The organism is Sporosarcina contaminans (assembly GCF_042679045.1).
Classification (GTDB): domain Bacteria; phylum Bacillota; class Bacilli; order Bacillales_A; family Planococcaceae; genus Sporosarcina; species Sporosarcina contaminans.
In genome coordinates this window covers 24279-41395 of record NZ_JBHTLT010000127.1, presented here as the reverse complement: position 1 = coordinate 41395, position 17117 = coordinate 24279, and the positions used below count along the sequence as shown (strand labels likewise).

General features: G+C 43.2%; 34 protein-coding genes. All 34 read left to right on the top strand.

Annotation, left to right across the window (positions count from 1 at the left end; all coding sequences use genetic code 11):
* Positions 1–18 precede the first annotated feature (18 nt).
* Positions 19–255 (top strand): helix-turn-helix domain-containing protein, encoded by a 237-nt coding sequence (locus tag ACFQ38_RS16400; RefSeq protein WP_381482317.1) that lies wholly within the window; start codon positions 19–21, stop codon positions 253–255.
* 149 nt (positions 256–404) lie between these two features.
* Entirely contained in the window at positions 405–692 is a 288-nt protein-coding gene (locus ACFQ38_RS16395) for a helix-turn-helix domain-containing protein (protein ID WP_381482294.1), read from the top strand.
* Positions 689–814, top strand: a complete 126-nt coding sequence (locus ACFQ38_RS16390) for a hypothetical protein (RefSeq protein ID WP_381482292.1) — start codon at positions 689–691, stop codon at positions 812–814. Before ACFQ38_RS16395 ends, ACFQ38_RS16390 begins: the two co-directional genes overlap by 4 nt.
* Before the next feature lie 169 nt (positions 815–983).
* The gene (locus tag ACFQ38_RS16385; RefSeq protein ID WP_381482290.1) at positions 984–1106 is read left to right on the top strand and encodes a hypothetical protein; all 123 of its coding nucleotides are present in this window, start codon (positions 984–986) and stop codon (positions 1104–1106) included.
* 155 nt (positions 1107–1261) lie between these two features.
* Positions 1262–1507 (top strand): YqaI family protein, encoded by a 246-nt coding sequence (locus tag ACFQ38_RS16380; protein ID WP_381482288.1) that lies wholly within the window; start codon positions 1262–1264, stop codon positions 1505–1507.
* 103 nt (positions 1508–1610) lie between these two features.
* Positions 1611–2546, top strand: coding sequence for a YqaJ viral recombinase family nuclease (locus ACFQ38_RS16375; protein WP_381482286.1), 936 nt, complete (start codon positions 1611–1613; stop codon positions 2544–2546).
* A 16-nt stretch (positions 2547–2562) separates the two neighbouring features.
* Complete coding sequence (locus ACFQ38_RS16370) at positions 2563–3405, top strand: recombinase RecT (RefSeq protein WP_381482284.1); 843 nt, start codon at positions 2563–2565, stop codon at positions 3403–3405.
* Between the two features lie 39 nt (positions 3406–3444).
* On the top strand, positions 3445–4383 hold the full coding sequence (locus tag ACFQ38_RS16365) for a Lin1244/Lin1753 domain-containing protein (protein WP_381482282.1): 939 nt from the start codon (positions 3445–3447) through the stop codon (positions 4381–4383).
* 14 nt (positions 4384–4397) lie between these two features.
* Positions 4398–5246: an ATP-binding protein gene (locus ACFQ38_RS16360; RefSeq protein ID WP_381482280.1), complete on the top strand. Its 849-nt coding sequence runs from the start codon at positions 4398–4400 to the stop codon at positions 5244–5246.
* Between the two features lie 12 nt (positions 5247–5258).
* Positions 5259–5654 (top strand): hypothetical protein, encoded by a 396-nt coding sequence (locus ACFQ38_RS16355; protein WP_381482278.1) that lies wholly within the window; start codon positions 5259–5261, stop codon positions 5652–5654.
* Positions 5647–5820: a hypothetical protein gene (locus ACFQ38_RS16350; protein ID WP_381482276.1), complete on the top strand. Its 174-nt coding sequence runs from the start codon at positions 5647–5649 to the stop codon at positions 5818–5820. The genes ACFQ38_RS16355 and ACFQ38_RS16350 overlap by 8 nt, the downstream gene beginning before the upstream one ends.
* Positions 5813–5956, top strand: coding sequence for a hypothetical protein (locus ACFQ38_RS16345; protein WP_381482274.1), 144 nt, complete (start codon positions 5813–5815; stop codon positions 5954–5956). Before ACFQ38_RS16350 ends, ACFQ38_RS16345 begins: the two co-directional genes overlap by 8 nt.
* Positions 5953–6120 (top strand): hypothetical protein, encoded by a 168-nt coding sequence (locus ACFQ38_RS16340; protein WP_381482272.1) that lies wholly within the window; start codon positions 5953–5955, stop codon positions 6118–6120. The genes ACFQ38_RS16345 and ACFQ38_RS16340 overlap by 4 nt, the downstream gene beginning before the upstream one ends.
* Positions 6117–6524 carry a YopX family protein gene (locus ACFQ38_RS16335; RefSeq protein ID WP_381482270.1) on the top strand — a complete coding sequence of 136 codons (408 nt, stop codon included), beginning with the start codon at positions 6117–6119 and terminating at the stop codon, positions 6522–6524. The genes ACFQ38_RS16340 and ACFQ38_RS16335 overlap by 4 nt, the downstream gene beginning before the upstream one ends.
* Positions 6521–6724 carry a hypothetical protein gene (locus ACFQ38_RS16330; RefSeq protein ID WP_381482268.1) on the top strand — a complete coding sequence of 68 codons (204 nt, stop codon included), beginning with the start codon at positions 6521–6523 and terminating at the stop codon, positions 6722–6724. Before ACFQ38_RS16335 ends, ACFQ38_RS16330 begins: the two co-directional genes overlap by 4 nt.
* Positions 6725–6736: 12 nt before the next feature.
* Complete coding sequence (locus ACFQ38_RS16325; protein ID WP_381482266.1) at positions 6737–7342, top strand: hypothetical protein; 606 nt, start codon at positions 6737–6739, stop codon at positions 7340–7342.
* A 56-nt stretch (positions 7343–7398) separates the two neighbouring features.
* Complete coding sequence (locus ACFQ38_RS16320; RefSeq protein ID WP_381482264.1) at positions 7399–7920, top strand: HNH endonuclease; 522 nt, start codon at positions 7399–7401, stop codon at positions 7918–7920.
* Positions 7913–8362: a single-stranded DNA-binding protein gene (gene ssb, locus ACFQ38_RS16315; RefSeq protein ID WP_381482262.1), complete on the top strand. Its 450-nt coding sequence runs from the start codon at positions 7913–7915 to the stop codon at positions 8360–8362. Before ACFQ38_RS16320 ends, ssb begins: the two co-directional genes overlap by 8 nt.
* 198 nt (positions 8363–8560) lie before the next feature.
* Positions 8561–9133, top strand: a complete 573-nt coding sequence (locus tag ACFQ38_RS16310; RefSeq protein ID WP_381482260.1) for a dUTP diphosphatase — start codon at positions 8561–8563, stop codon at positions 9131–9133.
* Between the two features lie 165 nt (positions 9134–9298).
* A complete protein-coding gene (locus ACFQ38_RS16305; RefSeq protein WP_381482258.1) occupies positions 9299–9466 on the top strand; it encodes a DUF6011 domain-containing protein in 168 nt (55 codons plus the stop codon).
* Positions 9463–9978 (top strand): Holliday junction resolvase RecU, encoded by a 516-nt coding sequence (locus ACFQ38_RS16300; protein WP_381482256.1) that lies wholly within the window; start codon positions 9463–9465, stop codon positions 9976–9978. Before ACFQ38_RS16305 ends, ACFQ38_RS16300 begins: the two co-directional genes overlap by 4 nt.
* 260 nt (positions 9979–10238) lie before the next feature.
* Complete coding sequence (locus ACFQ38_RS16295) at positions 10239–10424, top strand: hypothetical protein (RefSeq protein WP_381482254.1); 186 nt, start codon at positions 10239–10241, stop codon at positions 10422–10424.
* Between the two features lie 33 nt (positions 10425–10457).
* On the top strand, positions 10458–10748 hold the full coding sequence (locus tag ACFQ38_RS16290) for a hypothetical protein (RefSeq protein ID WP_381482252.1): 291 nt from the start codon (positions 10458–10460) through the stop codon (positions 10746–10748).
* Positions 10748–10966, top strand: coding sequence for a DUF7336 domain-containing protein (locus ACFQ38_RS19075; RefSeq protein ID WP_456242991.1), 219 nt, complete (start codon positions 10748–10750; stop codon positions 10964–10966). Before ACFQ38_RS16290 ends, ACFQ38_RS19075 begins: the two co-directional genes overlap by 1 nt.
* Positions 10963–11142 (top strand): DUF6877 family protein, encoded by a 180-nt coding sequence (locus tag ACFQ38_RS16285; RefSeq protein WP_381482250.1) that lies wholly within the window; start codon positions 10963–10965, stop codon positions 11140–11142. The genes ACFQ38_RS19075 and ACFQ38_RS16285 overlap by 4 nt, the downstream gene beginning before the upstream one ends.
* A gap of 285 nt (positions 11143–11427) precedes the next feature.
* A complete protein-coding gene (locus ACFQ38_RS16280) occupies positions 11428–11622 on the top strand; it encodes a hypothetical protein (RefSeq protein ID WP_381482248.1) in 195 nt (64 codons plus the stop codon).
* Positions 11623–11693: 71 nt separating this feature from the next.
* Positions 11694–11861 (top strand): DUF3954 domain-containing protein, encoded by a 168-nt coding sequence (locus ACFQ38_RS16275; RefSeq protein ID WP_084212487.1) that lies wholly within the window; start codon positions 11694–11696, stop codon positions 11859–11861.
* 82 nt (positions 11862–11943) lie between these two features.
* A complete protein-coding gene (locus ACFQ38_RS16270) occupies positions 11944–12135 on the top strand; it encodes a hypothetical protein (RefSeq protein WP_381482246.1) in 192 nt (63 codons plus the stop codon).
* Between the two features lie 17 nt (positions 12136–12152).
* Positions 12153–12584, top strand: coding sequence for a helix-turn-helix transcriptional regulator (locus ACFQ38_RS16265; protein ID WP_381482244.1), 432 nt, complete (start codon positions 12153–12155; stop codon positions 12582–12584).
* 295 nt (positions 12585–12879) lie between these two features.
* Positions 12880–13131, top strand: a complete 252-nt coding sequence (locus ACFQ38_RS16260) for a hypothetical protein (protein WP_381482242.1) — start codon at positions 12880–12882, stop codon at positions 13129–13131.
* Positions 13132–13198: 67 nt separating this feature from the next.
* The gene (locus ACFQ38_RS16255) at positions 13199–14065 is read left to right on the top strand and encodes a terminase small subunit (RefSeq protein ID WP_381482240.1); all 867 of its coding nucleotides are present in this window, start codon (positions 13199–13201) and stop codon (positions 14063–14065) included.
* Complete coding sequence (locus ACFQ38_RS16250; RefSeq protein WP_381482238.1) at positions 14065–15354, top strand: PBSX family phage terminase large subunit; 1290 nt, start codon at positions 14065–14067, stop codon at positions 15352–15354. Before ACFQ38_RS16255 ends, ACFQ38_RS16250 begins: the two co-directional genes overlap by 1 nt.
* A gap of 15 nt (positions 15355–15369) precedes the next feature.
* Positions 15370–16770, top strand: coding sequence for a phage portal protein (locus ACFQ38_RS16245; RefSeq protein ID WP_381482236.1), 1401 nt, complete (start codon positions 15370–15372; stop codon positions 16768–16770).
* Positions 16748–17041 carry a hypothetical protein gene (locus ACFQ38_RS16240; RefSeq protein ID WP_381482234.1) on the top strand — a complete coding sequence of 98 codons (294 nt, stop codon included), beginning with the start codon at positions 16748–16750 and terminating at the stop codon, positions 17039–17041. The genes ACFQ38_RS16245 and ACFQ38_RS16240 overlap by 23 nt, the downstream gene beginning before the upstream one ends.
* The last annotated feature ends 76 nt before the right edge of the window (positions 17042–17117 follow it).

Here is a 17117-nt window from a genome sequence, read left to right as displayed (position 1 = left end):
GGGAATGTCGTGCGAACGATGACATCGAAAGAAGCTGCCGAGCACATCGGTGTATCGATTAACACGCTGCGTAAATACGTGCATGAGGAAGGGCTACCTGTTCTGCGGTTCCCTGGTCGTCGAAAGTGGACTTTTCGAGAAGACTTAATAGACGAGTGGATGGTGGAAAGATCGAAGCCCGAAGTGATTGTGATGTCGAAAGATAAGGAAGACAAACCGAAGGAATACGGGAAGCTTAGAGTACTAACTCCTTGAAGTGTGAGAGAGGGCCGGGGGAGAGACCCCGGCAGAATGAAATGTATGTGTAAGAGGTTGTTGTTGCGGAGTATTTGAGAGGCTACATCTATAGAGTACAACACCCTTTACAGAGAGAGTATTCCAATTTGGAATAAGGGGGTGAGGATATGTTGTATGGATCGATTCTAAGAGCTTGTCGAGAAAGAAAAGGCTGGAATCAAGAAGAAATGGCTCACCGGTTGCACGTTAACCAGTCGGATATATCGAAATACGAAAACAACGTAAAAGAACCACCTATGTCACTGTTCCAAAAATGGGCGCTGGTAACGGGATCACAAGATGTATTGGTCGCATTTATCGCTGGAATGGAAGGTATGACGATACTATCTACTATTCTATCGACAGTCGGAACAGCGATTGTTGGCGGATTCATTAACTTAGGAGGGTTGTTATGAGGTCAGAGGAAAAACAGCTTCGCCAAGATTTAACAGCGTTTATAGAAAAAATGCAAAAACACGGCATCGACATAAAGACAATAAAAAAACCGACTGACGTTGGAGCGTCAAATCGGATGTGAAAAATCATTTGGTATTTACATTATACCACAGGGGCTTTGGCTCCTGTCAAGAAGCCTATGAGCGGTAGGAGAGATACACCCCCAATCCTCCCAATCTACCCCACGGCAAACTCATGGGCTTCTTGATGGGATTCAACAAACCATCGGAAAGGGTGAGGATGTGCTGACATTGGCGGAAAAGCTTCAAATTATCGTGATCGCGTTGCCTTGGATTGTGATGTACTTCATGATCATTGGTCGCATCTTAGAAAGGAGAGAGCGGCGTGAGCGAAATGCAAAGGGCTTGGAGTAACTTCTGCGGCGAATGCGAACGGGATTTTAAGCCGGGCGAAATCGTTTACTACGCATGGATCGAAAACCAAACATTCTGCGGGAAATGCCAAGCGAAATTGTCGTCTGTCATTAGGGATTGGGAACACAGACAAGTACCGAGAAAGGAGGATTGACTTGGAACATCCAGCAATCATGCAAACGATGCGGACAGGCTATCCGGAAATTGATTACTTGGAGCATGAGCGTTACCGAAACGCGAATTACAAGGCGGAGGATTATCCGGTTGAGGATTACTTCGGATCGGAAATTCAAGCGGGAGACAAGTACATCATGACTGACAGTGGACATGTCGTCCTCGAAGAAAACATCAGGGACTACCTGCAGGAAACGTTGGGCGCGGTGTTTTACGAAGCGAAATAAAAGATCCACTGCAGCAACAGCGGATCAATGAGGTCCTTATGACAAACATATACAACACCATTATACATAAGGACCTCTTACAAAATCAATAGGAGGGATTTGCATGCAAGCGGAAATTTTAACGAGCACGTTGGATATGAACCGACAGGAATGGCTCGAAGCCCGAAAAAACGGTATCGGTGGCAGCGATGTATCAGCTATTGCTGGTCTAAACAAATGGAAATCCCCAGTTGGAGTGTATTTAGACAAAGTAGGCGCTACGCCGACAGAAGACACAGCAGGAGAGGCAGCATACTGGGGCAATGTGATGGAAGACGTTGTAGCCCAAGAGTTTAGTAAACGCACAGGGCTAAAGGTGAGACGTAGGAATGCAATCTTAAAGCATCCCGAATATCCGTGGATGTTAGCGAACGTAGATCGGCTCATTGTTGGAAAACGTGAAGGATTGGAATGCAAGACAGCTTCGGAGTATTTGAAGGGTGATTGGGAAGGTGAAGAAATCCCTGCTGCTTATCTGTTGCAAATCCAGCATTACATGGCCGTAACGGGATATAAAGCATGGTATATCGCCGTATTGATCGGTGGCAATAAATTTCTTTATAAACGTATCGAACGAGACGAGGAAATCATCAATTACCTGATTACGATTGAAAAGGACTTTTGGTTGAACAATGTTTTGGCGGAGGAGCCACCAACCTTCGATGGGTCACAAGCTTCGGTGGATTTGCTGAAGGCATTGTACCCGGAATCCAAACCAACATCTGAAACGATGCTGCCAAGTGAAGCTGAGACACTGATCGATGCATTGGATGCAATCAATGTTGAATTAAAGACCATCGAAACACAGAAAAAAGAGTACGAAAATCAGCTCAAAGACATGATGAAGGATAACGAAAAGGGCTATATCGGAGAGCGTCAAATCATTTGGAAATCGTACGTTACCAACCGTTTTGATTCCAAACGATTCAAAGAAGAAGAACCGGATCTCTACGAACGATATGTAAACCAAACGAGAGCACGCCGATTCTCGGTGAAATAAGGAGAGGAATTTATTCATGACAAAAACAAAAGAAGCAGTAAAAAACCAACTCCAACAACGAGCGAACAACGGAGTACAAAAGCAGGTTAGTCCTGAACAGTCATTAAACGCACTACTCAAACGAATGGGGCCGGAGATTCAAAGAGCCTTACCAAAACATTTGGATGCAGATCGTATCGCAAGAATCGCAATGACTGCGGTAAGGACAACGCCAAAATTACTTGAATGTGATCAAATGTCGTTTATCGCGGCAATCATGCAATCTGCACAACTTGGAGTAGAGCCTAATACAGGACTTGGACAAGCGTATCTAATTCCATACGGCAAGCAAGTACAGTTCCAATTGGGTTATAAGGGTCTGATTGATTTAGCAGTCCGTAGCGGGCAATACAAAGCGATATATGCTCATGAAGTCTATGAAAATGACGAGTTTGAATTTCATTACGGGCTGACGAAAGATTTGATTCACAAACCAGCTTCTATGCCAACAGGGGAGCCAATCGGATATTACGCAGTCTATCACCTTCAAAACGGTGGTTATGACTTTGTGTATTGGACGCGGGAACGCATCGATCAACATGCTCAGAAGTTCAGTCAAGCCGTTCAGAAAGGCTGGACAAGCCCATGGAAGACGAACTATGACGCAATGGCGAAAAAGACTGTGTTGAAAGAAGTCTTGAAATACGCTCCTAAATCAATCGAACTGCAGAAGTCGGTTGAAGCTGACTCCACGATCAAGAATGAGATCAGTGAGGATATGAGCGATGTAATTGATGTTACTGACTACTCGGTATACGAAGATCAAGAGTCAGTAGAGAAGAAACAAACAGCAGCGGAAGCGGTAGAAAAAATGGTGTGAGGGGGCAACCCCTCTCCTAAATAAAAGGAGGAATTTGTAATGGCGAGACCACAAAAGCTGGGCCTTGACTACTTTCCCTTAGACGTGGACATCGACCAGGATGACAAGATCCAGCTGGTCGAAGCCTTACACGGGACAACAGGATTTGCAGTAGTTATCAAACTATTAATGCGCATTTACAAGGAAGGTTACTACTACGACTGGACTGAAATGGAACAATTACTGTTCAGCAGGCGAGTAAATGTAGACATTAATGTACTCAATGACATAGTAAATGATTGCATAAAGTACGGTCTGTTTGATCAAAAACTCTTTGAAAAATACAAAATCCTAACCTCTCACGGCATCCAAGAGAGATACTTCGAAGCTAGTAAACGGCGGAAAAACGTCACAGTCGTTAACCAATATTTGTTAATAGATGACTCGAAAATAGTTAATGTTAACATTTTGCGAGTAAATGTAGACATTAATGGAGAAGTAGTCGAAGGAAATGACGCAGAAAGTACACAAAGTAAAGTAAAGGAAAGTAAAGAAGAGGAAAGCAAACAACAACAAACAACAGAAGAGCAGGAAGAAACAAAACCTGTCGTTGTCGTTGACGATGGATTTGCAAAGTTATCGACTTTTTATGCAGAAAACATCGGACCTCTTAATGCGGCTATAGGTGACGAATTAAGCGCTATGTGCGACATGATTAATCCAGAACTGGCTTTGCTGGCCTTGAAAGAATCTGTTTTAGCAAATGCAAATAACAAGATCAGATACACCTATTCGATTTTAAAAAGCTGGCAATCCCAAAGATTCCAAACAGCTGCAGACGTGGAACAAGCAGAGGCGAGGAAAAGGAATCATTCACAAGTGAGTAACGGGAAAGTGCGATCTTTATTCGATCCATCACCCGAAACCTTAAAACGCCAACAAGAGCAGATTGAGAAGTATCGCGGCAAGGAAATCGACATGTCTGGATTGCCGTACTAACGGGAGGGATTCGGTTGGTCATAGCACAAACGGTATTTGAATTGTTAGGTGTGCGGAGAGTGGAAGATATGTTTTTCAAAATCCATCCCGATTACATCAAACACGTTTCGGAAGTCCGTATGGAGAAAGTCGATTGTCCACGATGTAATCAGAAAACAAAGGATGCATGGGTGTATTGCTATGACGGTGATTGGTTGCAAGAAAATGTCTGGCCGATCTGTCATGAGTGCGAGAAAGCAGCCTATGCGAAGGATGCAGGAGCCAAGTTGGTGCAAAAGCACAAAGATGTCATCGATGGGGATTGGTACTTCATCCGTCCGGACGATACAGCAGGATTTAAAAATTTTGAGGAAATGAATGTTGCGACTGGTGCTGCTAAACAACATGCGGCTGATTATGTTAAACGGCTTATGGATGGAGAGGTGCGGAATCTGCGGATTTCCGGTACACCAGGAACAGGCAAAACGCATTTAGCTAAGGCGGTTGCGAGGACGCTTAGACATAAAGGCAAGCGTGTAGCGTTCATCGAATCCGTCAAGCTGTTTGACAAGATCAAAGGTATGTTTGGCAATCCAGTTGCACAAGAACGCTTTGAAGATCATTTTAAGAAGTTTGATTTAGTGGTGATCGATGATGTCGGTGTCGAGACGCACAAAGAAGATGAATTGTCATGGTCCAGCAAAGAATGGGTGCGCTTAATCGATCTGCGCTATGGCAAATCTACCGTCTACACTACTAATTTCGATAAAGAATCATTGCGAAAGGTGATTGGCGCACGGGCGTTGTCACGCATGAACGAAAACACTGAGGACATTGAGATATTTACGCCGGGTGAGGATTACCGGGAGAAATTATTTTACTGAGGGGGAATCGATATGACTGAAAAAGTGAAGATTACACAGCGGCAACTGGATCTTATCAAGAGAGGGGCCAGCAAGGCAAATTTACTGGAAGGGCACGCGAAAGGCGGTTATAAAAACAACGCGTATGACGAACTGTTGAAAATCCCTTTAGCTGATTTTGTTCGGGTACTGTACGAGCCTTACAGTTACGAAGTCGAGGAAGAAATCAAAGCCGAACAAGAGCGCCAGGCATGGGCGAAGATCGGCAGGAGAGTCGGGGAGTTTCGGGATGGTGACCTCGGAATTTCCGAACACGGGAACTATATTGATACTCCAAGTATTTTAAAAGCTCGTTACGAACTCGGGCAACTACGAGGCTTTTATCCTGCCGAATCCTTAATTTCGTTTGGGGGTGGCGAGGATGACTAAGAAATTTCTTATCCGAAGATATAACTGTAAACCCGAAGAGATGGAAGTCGATATGAACGATCTTTACAACGAAGGATATTATCCAAAAGAAATCAAATTGGATGACTATCAAGATATGGTTGATGCCACTGTCATTTACGAATTGGAAGGTGACTCCAATGCCTAACTGGATCCAAAGCGGCAGCATCTACTACGTGCAGCCGACACGAAAATATACACACGCTGAGTTACAAGCGGACTTGGACAAGCTGTATGCCAAATTGGCAGCGGCAAAACTAAAACAAAAGGGGATGACGGCATGATCGGAGCAAAAGTGGCACATTCAAGGGAGACGGAGCGGCAGGTATTTATAGCTGAGCTTCACAGGCTCGGAATCTATGAAAATATGAAAGGTCAACCATTAGAGCAAGAAAGCTATCACACGCTTCGGACGATGCTTGCGGCTAAAAAGGCGGTGGCGCAGTGAGCAGGGTGAATAAATATCGTGGTAAAGACAAGAAAACAGGGCAATGGGTTTACGGCAGTTATGTCGCAACGGCAGTTGGGTTGCATTACATCATTCCACAAAATTTAATTTCAAATGTTTTACCAGAATGGATTGTTGACAAAGAGTCAGTAGGACAATTCACAGGCTTGCATGACAAGACCGGCGTAGAGATTTATGAGGGGGATGTTTTGAAAATACCAGATTTATATGAAACTCCTGAAAACACTCATGCAACCTACCATAATGAAACTGTTTACTTCGAACAAGGGGCATTTAGGACTGTGAATGGGAAGTTAGACGAGGATTGGGACTATCTATCAGAGGAAAGTGAAGTCATCGGCAACATCTACGAGAATCCGGAATTGTTGGAGGTGGCGCAGTGATCATAATCACCGAAGAGGACTACCAGCAAGCAGCGAAAAAAGGGATTAGTCGTCACACGCTAAGAAATCGACTACGCAAGCTTAAATGGGACAGAGAACGCGCTATCACTGAACCGGTTATGACACAACAGGAAGTTACGGCTAAGGCAGCTGCTGCTACACCATTTCGTAAAACAAACGCATTACATTTCATGAAGTGAGGGGGATTCAAGTTGGATATCAATTTACAAATATTTGTTGGTGGAGAGAAAAATGTGTTGCGAATGAAAGGCGTTCCAGAGAACTTGGCAGATCCTATTGTCCGGGATTTCTTTCAATCGATCAGACAAGAAGAAAGTGAAAAGATAGAGAAAAAGATAGATATCCCGAAAACACTGGACATTAAAATACCGGATTCACCAAATTTTGATCCGATAAAAGGTATTTCGGAAGTAGGAGAAAATTTTAAAAAAGAACTATCGAGAATAGGAGAAATTATAACGTCAAGGAATCGGAAATTACCTGTACTCGGACAGGAGACACGATCTTCATTTCCAATTTCGGAATCAGCAGTTGTAAAAACCGAAGAAGAACCGGAACACTGGAAAACTGGGATAAAGATTGAAGAGGATGGAACGAAGCGTTATAGGTGCTATTACCGTTGTGAATGCGGGGCGAAAGGTAAAAGGTATATCTTTATTGACGCTGACACCGTCGATTGCAGAGTTTGCGGAGAACCAATGTTTGTTGAGCTCGCGACTGGCAGTGTAGACACAGAAGGAATACCGGAACGTGATTCTTTTGGAAACTTCTTTGTGGCAGGAGAGCGGTCAGAATGATTAATCGTGTCGTATTAGTCGGGCGATTAACAAAATAAGAATTGGAGGGGATATCATTGGCTGCTCCTTTGGAGAAACAAACTTTTTACACGGTAAGCATAGGTGGTAGATTGCTTGATGTTACTGGCAGAAAACGTACTCCAAAAGGTTATGTCCAGTTGTGTGTTAAGGATCATCCAAATGCGGATGTACTTGGATATGTCATGGAACATCGAATCATGATGGAAATGAAGATTGGTCGATTCTTGGAATCTCACGAAATTGTACATCATTTGAACGAAAAGAAACATGATAACCGCTTATCAAATCTCGAATTAATGGACCATGCCGATCACACGGTCATGCACCATACGGGAGCTAAGAGATCCCGGAAAACAAGAGATTTAATATCTAAGAAAATGAAGGCAAGATTAGCTGAAAAGAAAAATCATCCCATGTACAAAGATGTGGATGACGAATTGATAAAACTGTACAAGGAAGGTCACACCAGAACCGAAATTGCAAAAAGGATCGGGATATCAAGGCATTCAGTTTCAAACAAAATATCATATTTGGGTTTGGAGGAAATACATGATTAATCGAACAGTTTTGGTAGGGAGATTAACGAAGGATCCAACAATTTCATACACGCAATCAGGAATCGCGGTTTGCAGGTTTACGTTAGCCTGCAACCGTCCTTTCAAAAGCGGAGACGGGGAACAACAAGCAGATTTCATCAACTGTGTGACATGGCGTAAACAAGCGGAGAACACTGCGAACTTTCTTCGTAAAGGAAGTCTTGCAGGCATCGAGGGCCGCATACAGACAAGCAGTTTCGATGGGCAAGACGGCAAGCGTGTCTTCATGACAGAGGTTGTAGCGGATAGTGTGCAATTCTTGGAGCCTAAATCCAACCGTTCGGAACAGCCGAATGGTTCGTATCAAGCGCCACAGCAGCAAAGTCAGCCGCAATACAGCCAACAGGATCCATTTGACGGGGGAGCGCAGATCGAGGTATCGGATGACGATCTGCCGTTCTAAAAAATCAATGAGAGCGAGGCTATCAAACTATGGTCAAACAGCTAAGCGGATTTCAAAAGTCGGTGATTGGTCGTAGTAAATTGGTGAAAATCGAATGTAATATATGCAAAGCGAAACGCCATGTACACATTTTTAGCTATTGCTGGGAGCACAGTCTGTGTAATTTATGTGCCAACAGGGAGGAAAGGGGAGATTTTCTTGAATCTAATTAAGTTATTCGAGACACAACGGGTGTTGGATGATCGGATCATTAAAGAAAAAGGGTTGGAGGGGCAGGACTTGCTGCCGATGAAGATTCTTGCTTTGCAAGTGGAGCTGGGCGAGTTGGCGAATGAATGGCGTGGGTTTAAGTTTTGGAGTGAAAATCAAAAATCCAACACGTTTTATCCCTGCTTAGATTGCGGGGGTGGAGGTCATGATTTTATAAAAAACTGTGTGTCATGCGATGGAACGGGCAAGGGAGGAAACCCACTCCTCGAAGAATACGTGGACTGTCTGCATTTCATATTGTCGATTGGGTTGACGATAGGATCCACAAATCCAAGAGTTGAATTCCCAATAACCGGCGGAAGAAGCAAAGAGTTTACAACCGTTCGATTTAACGAGTGCTTACGATTCGCAAATTTACTACTCGACGATGATTATTATGACTTGCTGTTCCAATATTTCATGGACTTGGGCTATATGCTCGGCTTCACCTGGGGACAAATCGAACAAGCCTACTACGCCAAGAATCAAATCAACCACGAACGGCAAGCGACAGGCTATTGAGGACGAGCCATGCTCAGGACACTGTATCGGACGATAGACGGGGAGCGGCGGGTCATTTGTGGGCATTTAACAAAGTACGAAGTTGCAGCATTAAAGCAGGAAGGCTGGCGGGAGGATAAACCACAGATAAATAGACACGGAATACCGATAGGGAGGGCGGTTTGAATGGGAACGTGCAAACGATGCAATCGACCATTGAAAACACCGAGAAGTATTGAGGTTGGATATGGGCCTGTTTGTAAGAAAAAGCATGACGAAGCAGAGGAAGAGTTTTTAAAGCGGCAGGTCACGATCGATGATGTGATGGAGTACGAGGAGCGGATGGCGCGATGAGACGGACATACAGCAGATCGCACGCTAATCGGGGCGCAGTACTTGAGCGCCTCGTGGATATGACGAATAAGCAATACCGAAATAAGGGAGTTGCTGACATTCGGAAAATACCGACACCTGTAAAAATCATGAGCAACAACAAAGGACAAGTGACTGGATACACGCAAAAGGGCGAGCTCGTCGACTACTTTGGAGTCTTTGATGGCAGGGCAATCATATTTGATGCCAAGGAAACAAAAGTTGCCACAAATTTCCCTTTGAAAAACATTCATGAGCATCAGTACAAGTTACTTGAATCATGGCATGAAAAGGGTGCTCGTGCCTTCCTCCTCGTCTCGTTTAGCAAATTGGATGAAGTATACCTTTTGCCTTTCAAACGTCTGCAGGAGGCTTGGGTGGGCTATGTAGGGGATGGGCGGAAGTCGATTCCTTATGAGGAATTCAGGTTGAATTGTGATCTTGTGAAAAGTGATAAGGGGTATGTGCTGCATTACCTCAAGTATGTAGGGTGATTCAATAGTTATGAGTAGTAATAAACAAATATCAAACTTTTTGCTAATTTGTTTATTTCTACTTATGGTCTAAGGATAACCAATTCAACATGTGAATTGGTTGCCTTGTGCAAGTTAGATACTCGATAGAATCGCACGTATTATAACGATTGCGATTTCTATAAGCGCATCCCGTACCCTCTGCCTCATAACTACCACCTCCTATTCTTATATATTATTAAAAAATAAGGTTATGGTGAGGAAAAGATAGGAGAGATTATATGGAGGTTCGCCGAGTATTCAATTGTCTATTTGAAAACGAAGACGAAAAAGAACTGGTACATGTTTTTTACAAGGACATGGACGGCTACATCGTTTACGAGGAGTGCATGGATCCATTGCAGACGAAAAGGAAGCTGACGGTGACACAGTTTTATGAGCGGTATACGAGGGTTTGGGAGCAGTAGACAAATATTGTGCAGTATCAGGGAGGGGATCAGATGCCACAGGAAAAACTATTAGTATTCGCTTTTAATCGTTCCAGTGATAGTTTTATCAGTCCTGATTCTTGCTATCGTGGATACTTTGATGGTGAAAAATTCATTCCTAGAAAAATCGGCTACTGCGAATCAATAGATGAACTTTATGAATATGATTTTGTTCAGCTATTCGGCAACGATGGCGCTCAAATGCATATACCTAAAAGTCAATATCAATATCAAGATCTACTGGAATCAATGAAACGTTCTTATTTGCAAGTGTTTGGGAAAGGACAACTCGCATTGTTTTAATGAACAGTTCGACCATTAAGCGAAGGAGTGAAGGTATGAAGTTGTATGTTCTTTACACAGCATATCCGCATGAAGGCGGGTATGTACACGGAGTTTTTAGTTCGAGGGAAAAAGCTCAACAGGCTAAAGGTAGCGAGGGATTCGAATACGGGCACGACGGTACTTACATTCACGAAGTGACGCTGGACGAATTTAATTTTCAGGAGATCGAGATTTGAGTAAGAGTGAAATGACGGCGATAGAACAAATCAGTAGGATCGCTCACAAGCTGCCGATTGAGGCGATACAGGACATCAATCAGCGCATCATGGACTGGATGGCATCCGGAGGCAAAGAGGACGATCCGTATGTTTGGCAGCAGTTGCGGTATGCGCAGAGATTTGTGAGGGAGTGAATTATCATGTCAAGCTCCTTAAGGCATGAAACGTTTCATCTGTTGTTCGAAGAGTCAAGAGTCAAGTGGAAATGGTACGAAAGTGAACTAATAAGGTTTAGGGAGTTATGGAACGAAGGCGTAGGCATCCGTGAGCTTGCAAGGGAGTTTGATACTAACGCGCGGAGTATTGCGCTGGTTGTGATTGATCAAGCAGAGCAGGGCTACATCGAAAAGCGACCGGGTGGGTTGTTTGGGAGTTGATCTGTTTGACGGAAAATGCGAAGCGAAGGGATTTGAACAACAATGCCAAAATACAGAATGTATGGAGTATTAGATGCTACGAAATATTTAGGGGAAGTTGAAGCTGAAAATAAGGAGCAAGCCGAAGAAAAGGCTTGGGAAAGTGACGAACAACACGTTTCCATTTGCCATCATTGTTCAGGTGAATTCGATTTAGGTGACATGATAAGAGTAATTGTAGAAGAAGTCGAGGAATAAACAGCAAATTAAAAAAGACAGGATCTCTCCTGCCATACACACATCGATTATATCACATAGGAGGGGTCCGGTTGGAGAAAACAGCGGTTGTTGATTTGCGGAAAAACGGGACGTACATCGTAAAAGACGGGAAGCTTTTACCTATACCAAGTCCCCCGGCGGGCTACGGGAAGCAAGTTATTAATTGGCAAGGCGGCAAACCTTGCAACGGAACGATAGAGGAATCAGTAAAATTTTAATAGGCTTATCGGAACAACCGAGGGCATTGAACGAGCATAAAGCTTGTTTGATGCTCTCTTTTTATTCGAGAGGGGTGAGGGGATGCGAACATTAAAAGATCAGTTGATTGAAAAAGGGCTCTCTCGTCCACGTGCAGGCGAGATAGACCAAAAGAGTATTAGGACAAGAGACAGGCAAGAGGAACGGCTAACAGATAGAGAATTAGCAGATTTGATGGGTGTTAATCGGGATGTGTACCGGAGAGGGCCGGGAGGAGCATTTCGAAGACGATAAATTGAGGGGGCTACAGCATGACGGAGAAGCAGATCGAGCAACTGTTGAAAGATTATCATTGGATGCTTAATTCGGTAAAGTATATTATATCTAATTCAGAAATAGATGGTGGGAACTTAACAGCGCGGTACGGAATAGAAGCAGCGATGCCAAAAAAACAAGGTGTAACAAGCGATCCTGTTTTCAATGAAATCGCAAGACGTGATAAACATATCACAAGAATGATTGGCTACCAACAGAAAATAAGATTGATCCAAGACCATATACACGTTATCGAAGATTCACGTGAAATTGAGGTGCTACATTGGATTCTTGAAGGTAAGGGGTATTCTTGGATAGCGCGTCATATGGGCCTTTCACACACCCATATCAAAAGAATTTTTTCCTCTATCGCAAAACAAATGGCAGAAAATGTTCAAGATGTTCAAAACGTTCAAAAGTGCATTTAGTTCATAAATACAATAAAGAGAATAAAGAGTGTAAACTGGAAGGCAGGTTCGGGGAGTTGGGTGGTCTTAGGTGCGAGAATGCGCTTTGACGCCGAACTTCCCGAATACGGGTTTTTACTTTGAAAACTACGCTTCATACAGTCGTAAAATAATCGAGGGATAGCGAGTACCTGCCGTTTAATCGGTGAGAGAGAGCAAGCGTTATCTGACAGCAGGACTTGATATGGAGTGTAGTTTTGAGAGTATGAAGGATTTTCACCTTTCTTGGCGAATAGTGTCAGTGGGAGGTGGAAAAATGGCATATCAACAAAAAGATTACTATATCACAGCAAAAGATAACGAGTATTATAAAGTGATGGGTGTAGTAAAACACGCTTTGGAACAATCACGTGAAAACGATGGATCCCCGATGTGGAATGAAACTTTGGAAAAACTTTTCGCTGAGATGAAAGAAAATCAAGGGGATCATATAACGCCCTGGCAATTAAATATGGTGATTATGCTTCTTCTGGATTATGTCCCGGAAGAAATCAAAAACAGTTACTGAAACAGGCATCTCTTCGGAGGTGCTTTTTCTATGCCTAAAAATCAAAGGGGGCGGATGGTGATGTGAAATGCCGAATTGGGAAGAGATTCAACATGAATGGGAAACAACAAAGATAACACTTGCTGCATTAGCAGAAAAGCATGATGTAAAGCTTGGGACATTGAAGAGCAGAAAAAGCCGAGATGCTAAAGACGGTAAACCGTGGTTGAGGAGTGCTCCGAAAAAGGATGCAACCAAAACGCAAAAGGTTGCAACCCCTACGAAAAGGATGCAACCAAAAAAAGAGGTATTTGAGCCTGTTGTAGAGTCGGATGAATTGACCGATAAGCAACGGCTTTTTTGTATTTACTACATTAAATACTTCAATGCGACTAAGGCTTACCAGAAGGCTTATGAGTGCGCTTATACAACGGCGATGAGTAACGGACATAGGTTACTTAGAAATGCTGAGATTTCCGCGGAGATAGATAGACTCAAAGCGGAACAGGCAACCGAATTGAAGTTGGATGCTAGGGATATTCTGCAAAAATGGATTGACATTGCCTTTGCTGATGTAACCGACTTCGCTACTTTCGGCCGAAGAGAAGTGCCTGTCATCGGTATGTATGGACCTGTACTGGATGAGAACGACGAACAACTGATGCAAAAAGTGAACTATATTGACTTCAAAGAATCAGCCGAAGTAGACGGCACGATCATCACCGAGGTTAAGCAAGGTAAAGACGGCATATCCGTTAAGCTTGCAGATAAAATGAAAGCACTTGAAATGATATCCAAGTACTTCGACCTCCTTTCTGACAACGACAAGAAGCGCCTGCAGGAAGAAAAGCTGAAAGCGGATATTGCAAAAGCAAATGCCGAAGTTGAGAAGCTGTCAGGCAATAACGATGATGGTCCAATCGAAATCATGATCACTCGAAAGGGTGGTCGCTGATGGTTGCTATACAGAAAGAAGTGAATCCTCATTTCGAGGATTTTTTGTTTGATTGGAACGAAAAGTTTCAGTTCCTTGTCGGTGGTTATGGGTCTAGTAAAAGTTATCACGTCGCTTTAAAAATCATCCTGAAGCTACTGGAAGAAAAGCGCACTGCTTTGGTTGTTCGTGAGGTTTATGATACGCACCGAGAATCAACATACGCACTGCTAGTTGAAATTATCGAGGATCTGGGCTTATCAAATCGAATAAAAAGCACGGTATCGCCCTTACAAATTAATTTTCCTAATGGTTCAAGGATCATCTTCAAAGGGATGGACAAGCCCGAAAAGCTTAAATCTATTCATAACGTTTCGCTTATATGGTTAGAAGAATGTTCTGAAATAAAGTACGACGGATTTAAAGAATTAACAGGACGCTTACGACATCCGACATTAGATTTATACATGATATTGTCGACTAATCCAGTGAGTAAGGGGAATTGGACATACAAACACTTCTTTAAGAACGACTTAACGGGATTCTTTGTTTTAGATGACGAAGAGTTGTATGAAAAGAAAACTATAGTAAAGAACAATACTTATTATCATCATTCAACAGCTGATGATAATTTATTTTTGCCTGAAAGCTACATTGAGCAGTTGGAAGAATTGAAGGAACACGATCCGGATTTACATCGAATCGCTCGGAAAGGCAGATTCGGAGTGAATGGAAAGTTAGTTCTTCCACAATTCGAAGTGCAGTCGCATGCAAAAGTAATGGAGACCATTCGCTCTATTCATAAGCCAATCCTTAAAAACGGAATGGACTTTGGCTTCGTGGAATCATACAACGCTGTTGTTCGAATGGCTATAGATCACGATAAAAAGATTCTTTATATTTACTGGCAGTATTACAAGCGTGGTCTTACTGACGTAGAATTAGCAGATGACCTTGAAAAAGAAGGCTTGAAAAAAGAATTAATTAAAGCTGATAGCGCTGAACCAAAAACGATTGCGTATTTTAGGCAAAGACGATTCCGAATGGCTGCTGCTAAAAAAGGTGGCGGATCCCGTTTGGAGAATACGAAAAAAGTTAAACGGTTTAAAAAGATTGTTTGTTCAGATGCTTGCCCAGATGTGATACGTGAGTTGAAAGATTTAACATTCAAAGTAGATAAACAAAACGAGATAATCGAAGATGAATTCAACATCGATCCACATACATTTTCCGCAATATGGTATGGACTGGATGACTATGAAGTAGCTTCGTTGAAAGGTCACGGTGCTGTTGCGAAAGGTAAGATTTAAGAGGAGGTGATGCTATTGAGAGAATACATTCCTTATATCAAAGAAAACGGCATGGATGGCAAACTATTGGCCGAAATTATCAACCGGCATAAAGAAAAGCGTGAGCAAATGTTGAAACTGTATGAGCGGTATAAAACCACTGAGGAAGGCGTACCAATTTTGGGCCGTAAAATGGCTGTCTATGACGTGTTTGATTCTGATTCTTTAAAACGTCTTGATGACAAAGTGAACAACATGCTGAATAACTCATTCGACGCGGAAATTGTTGACACGAAGGTCGGCTACTTGTTCGGCCATCCGATCAGCTACCATGTGGACGACAATTCTTCGTTAGAGGATACCGTCCAAGACTTTGTGCTTCGCAACAATACAGAAGATGCTGATTCGGAAGCAGGAAAGAAAGCGGCAATTTGCGGTTACGGTGCCCGCCTTCTGTATATCGACACAGAGGGCCAGGAACGAATGCGGAACGTTGATCCATGGGAAACTATTATTTTGGCTGAGTCAGATATTTCCGAGCCATCCTATGCTATCCGGTATTATGAGTCGGCCATCATCGAGAATGGCGAGCGCAAGACAGTTCAGGAAGCAGAGTTTTATGATGAACATTATGTCTGGCTGTTTAGGCGAGATTCTAACGGATATGGCGAGGCCTACGATCTGATTGAGCACATGTTTGACTATTGTCCGCTGTTCGGCATCCCAAATAACGAGGAACTACAGGGTGATGCGGAGAAGGTGCTTAAGCTGATCGATGCTTATGACCGGACACTTTCCGATGCATCTAATGAGATTGAGCAGTATCGGCTGGCTTATTTAGTGCTGCGTGGCATGGGGTTGGATGAAGAAGGCGAAGAGCAGCTTAGAAAGGCTGGTATCTTTCAGCTGATGGACAAGGAAGATGACGTCAGCTATCTAACAAAAGATGTTAACGGGCAGCTAATAGAGGATCACCTCGATAGATTGGAACAAAACATCCTTCGCTTTGCCAAGTCAGTCAACTTTGCGGATGAAAAGTTTTCGGGGAATGCATCCGGAGTAGCTTTGAAATACAAGCTAATGGCACTTGAAAACAAGTGTGTGACGATGGAGCGTAAGTTTTCAGCAGCCTTACGTTATCAATTCAAGGTATTATGTTCTGCATGGCAGAAGAGAGGCAAATGTCAGGCGGAAGATTACTTGAAGATTTGGATGCAATTCAAGCGGAATCTGCCAGCAAACGTCATCGAGGAAGCAGATGCTTCGCTTAAGCTGAAAGGGATCGTTTCAGAGGCTACCCGTCTTGCTATGTTATCTTTCGTGGATGATGTTGATCATGAACTCTACCATCTACAGCAAGATATGGCAGGTTACGTGGATTTGGATAAAGTTGATGAGGAAGGCGGTGAGGATGATGGAGCGGAAGTGTCAGCATAAGTGGGTCATTATGGAGGATGGCTCATTGGATAAGTTTTGCGTTAGATGTCGCAGATACGCAAAGCAAGCACAATTGGCTATGCCTGCAACTGTTTCCGCAAGTGTATCAGCTTCACAACCAATTTTAAGAGAGACTATAGAAGTCCCCTTCTACAATGGTTCCGAACACACAAGAATGACAGTCTACAAAGATGATTTAATCAAGCAAATCAACAAAGAAATTGGTCTTACAATCGATCATTTCAATAATTCATTTAAATCCGGACTTTAAGCACAAGTCCTAAAACAGGCTTATTTATTTTGCGTTCCGTGGGCAGAGGCGTGCGGAGGGCCAAGGAGGAATAATC

What these genes read in the sequence shown, in the direction of transcription:
- ACFQ38_RS16400 (WP_381482317.1), top strand. Translation starts at nt 19, where the DNA reads ATGACATCGAAAGAAGCTGCCGAGCACATCGGTGTATCGATTAACACG.
- ACFQ38_RS16395 (WP_381482294.1), top strand. Translation starts at nt 405, where the DNA reads ATGTTGTATGGATCGATTCTAAGAGCTTGTCGAGAAAGAAAAGGCTGG.
- ACFQ38_RS16390 (WP_381482292.1), top strand. Translation starts at nt 689, where the DNA reads ATGAGGTCAGAGGAAAAACAGCTTCGCCAAGATTTAACAGCGTTTATA.
- ACFQ38_RS16375 (WP_381482286.1), top strand. Translation starts at nt 1,611, where the DNA reads ATGCAAGCGGAAATTTTAACGAGCACGTTGGATATGAACCGACAGGAA.
- ACFQ38_RS16370 (WP_381482284.1), top strand. Translation starts at nt 2,563, where the DNA reads ATGACAAAAACAAAAGAAGCAGTAAAAAACCAACTCCAACAACGAGCG.
- ACFQ38_RS16365 (WP_381482282.1), top strand. Translation starts at nt 3,445, where the DNA reads ATGGCGAGACCACAAAAGCTGGGCCTTGACTACTTTCCCTTAGACGTG.
- ACFQ38_RS16355 (WP_381482278.1), top strand. Translation starts at nt 5,259, where the DNA reads ATGACTGAAAAAGTGAAGATTACACAGCGGCAACTGGATCTTATCAAG.
- ACFQ38_RS16350 (WP_381482276.1), top strand. Translation starts at nt 5,647, where the DNA reads ATGACTAAGAAATTTCTTATCCGAAGATATAACTGTAAACCCGAAGAG.
- ACFQ38_RS16345 (WP_381482274.1), top strand. Translation starts at nt 5,813, where the DNA reads ATGCCTAACTGGATCCAAAGCGGCAGCATCTACTACGTGCAGCCGACA.
- ACFQ38_RS16340 (WP_381482272.1), top strand. Translation starts at nt 5,953, where the DNA reads ATGATCGGAGCAAAAGTGGCACATTCAAGGGAGACGGAGCGGCAGGTA.
- ssb (WP_381482262.1), top strand. Translation starts at nt 7,913, where the DNA reads ATGATTAATCGAACAGTTTTGGTAGGGAGATTAACGAAGGATCCAACA.
- ACFQ38_RS16305 (WP_381482258.1), top strand. Translation starts at nt 9,299, where the DNA reads ATGGGAACGTGCAAACGATGCAATCGACCATTGAAAACACCGAGAAGT.
- ACFQ38_RS16300 (WP_381482256.1), top strand. Translation starts at nt 9,463, where the DNA reads ATGAGACGGACATACAGCAGATCGCACGCTAATCGGGGCGCAGTACTT.
- ACFQ38_RS16295 (WP_381482254.1), top strand. Translation starts at nt 10,239, where the DNA reads ATGGAGGTTCGCCGAGTATTCAATTGTCTATTTGAAAACGAAGACGAA.
- ACFQ38_RS16290 (WP_381482252.1), top strand. Translation starts at nt 10,458, where the DNA reads ATGCCACAGGAAAAACTATTAGTATTCGCTTTTAATCGTTCCAGTGAT.
- ACFQ38_RS19075 (WP_456242991.1), top strand. Translation starts at nt 10,748, where the DNA reads ATGAACAGTTCGACCATTAAGCGAAGGAGTGAAGGTATGAAGTTGTAT.
- ACFQ38_RS16280 (WP_381482248.1), top strand. Translation starts at nt 11,428, where the DNA reads ATGCCAAAATACAGAATGTATGGAGTATTAGATGCTACGAAATATTTA.
- ACFQ38_RS16270 (WP_381482246.1), top strand. Translation starts at nt 11,944, where the DNA reads ATGCGAACATTAAAAGATCAGTTGATTGAAAAAGGGCTCTCTCGTCCA.
- ACFQ38_RS16265 (WP_381482244.1), top strand. Translation starts at nt 12,153, where the DNA reads ATGACGGAGAAGCAGATCGAGCAACTGTTGAAAGATTATCATTGGATG.
- ACFQ38_RS16260 (WP_381482242.1), top strand. Translation starts at nt 12,880, where the DNA reads ATGGCATATCAACAAAAAGATTACTATATCACAGCAAAAGATAACGAG.
- ACFQ38_RS16255 (WP_381482240.1), top strand. Translation starts at nt 13,199, where the DNA reads ATGCCGAATTGGGAAGAGATTCAACATGAATGGGAAACAACAAAGATA.
- ACFQ38_RS16250 (WP_381482238.1), top strand. Translation starts at nt 14,065, where the DNA reads ATGGTTGCTATACAGAAAGAAGTGAATCCTCATTTCGAGGATTTTTTG.
- ACFQ38_RS16240 (WP_381482234.1), top strand. Translation starts at nt 16,748, where the DNA reads ATGGAGCGGAAGTGTCAGCATAAGTGGGTCATTATGGAGGATGGCTCA.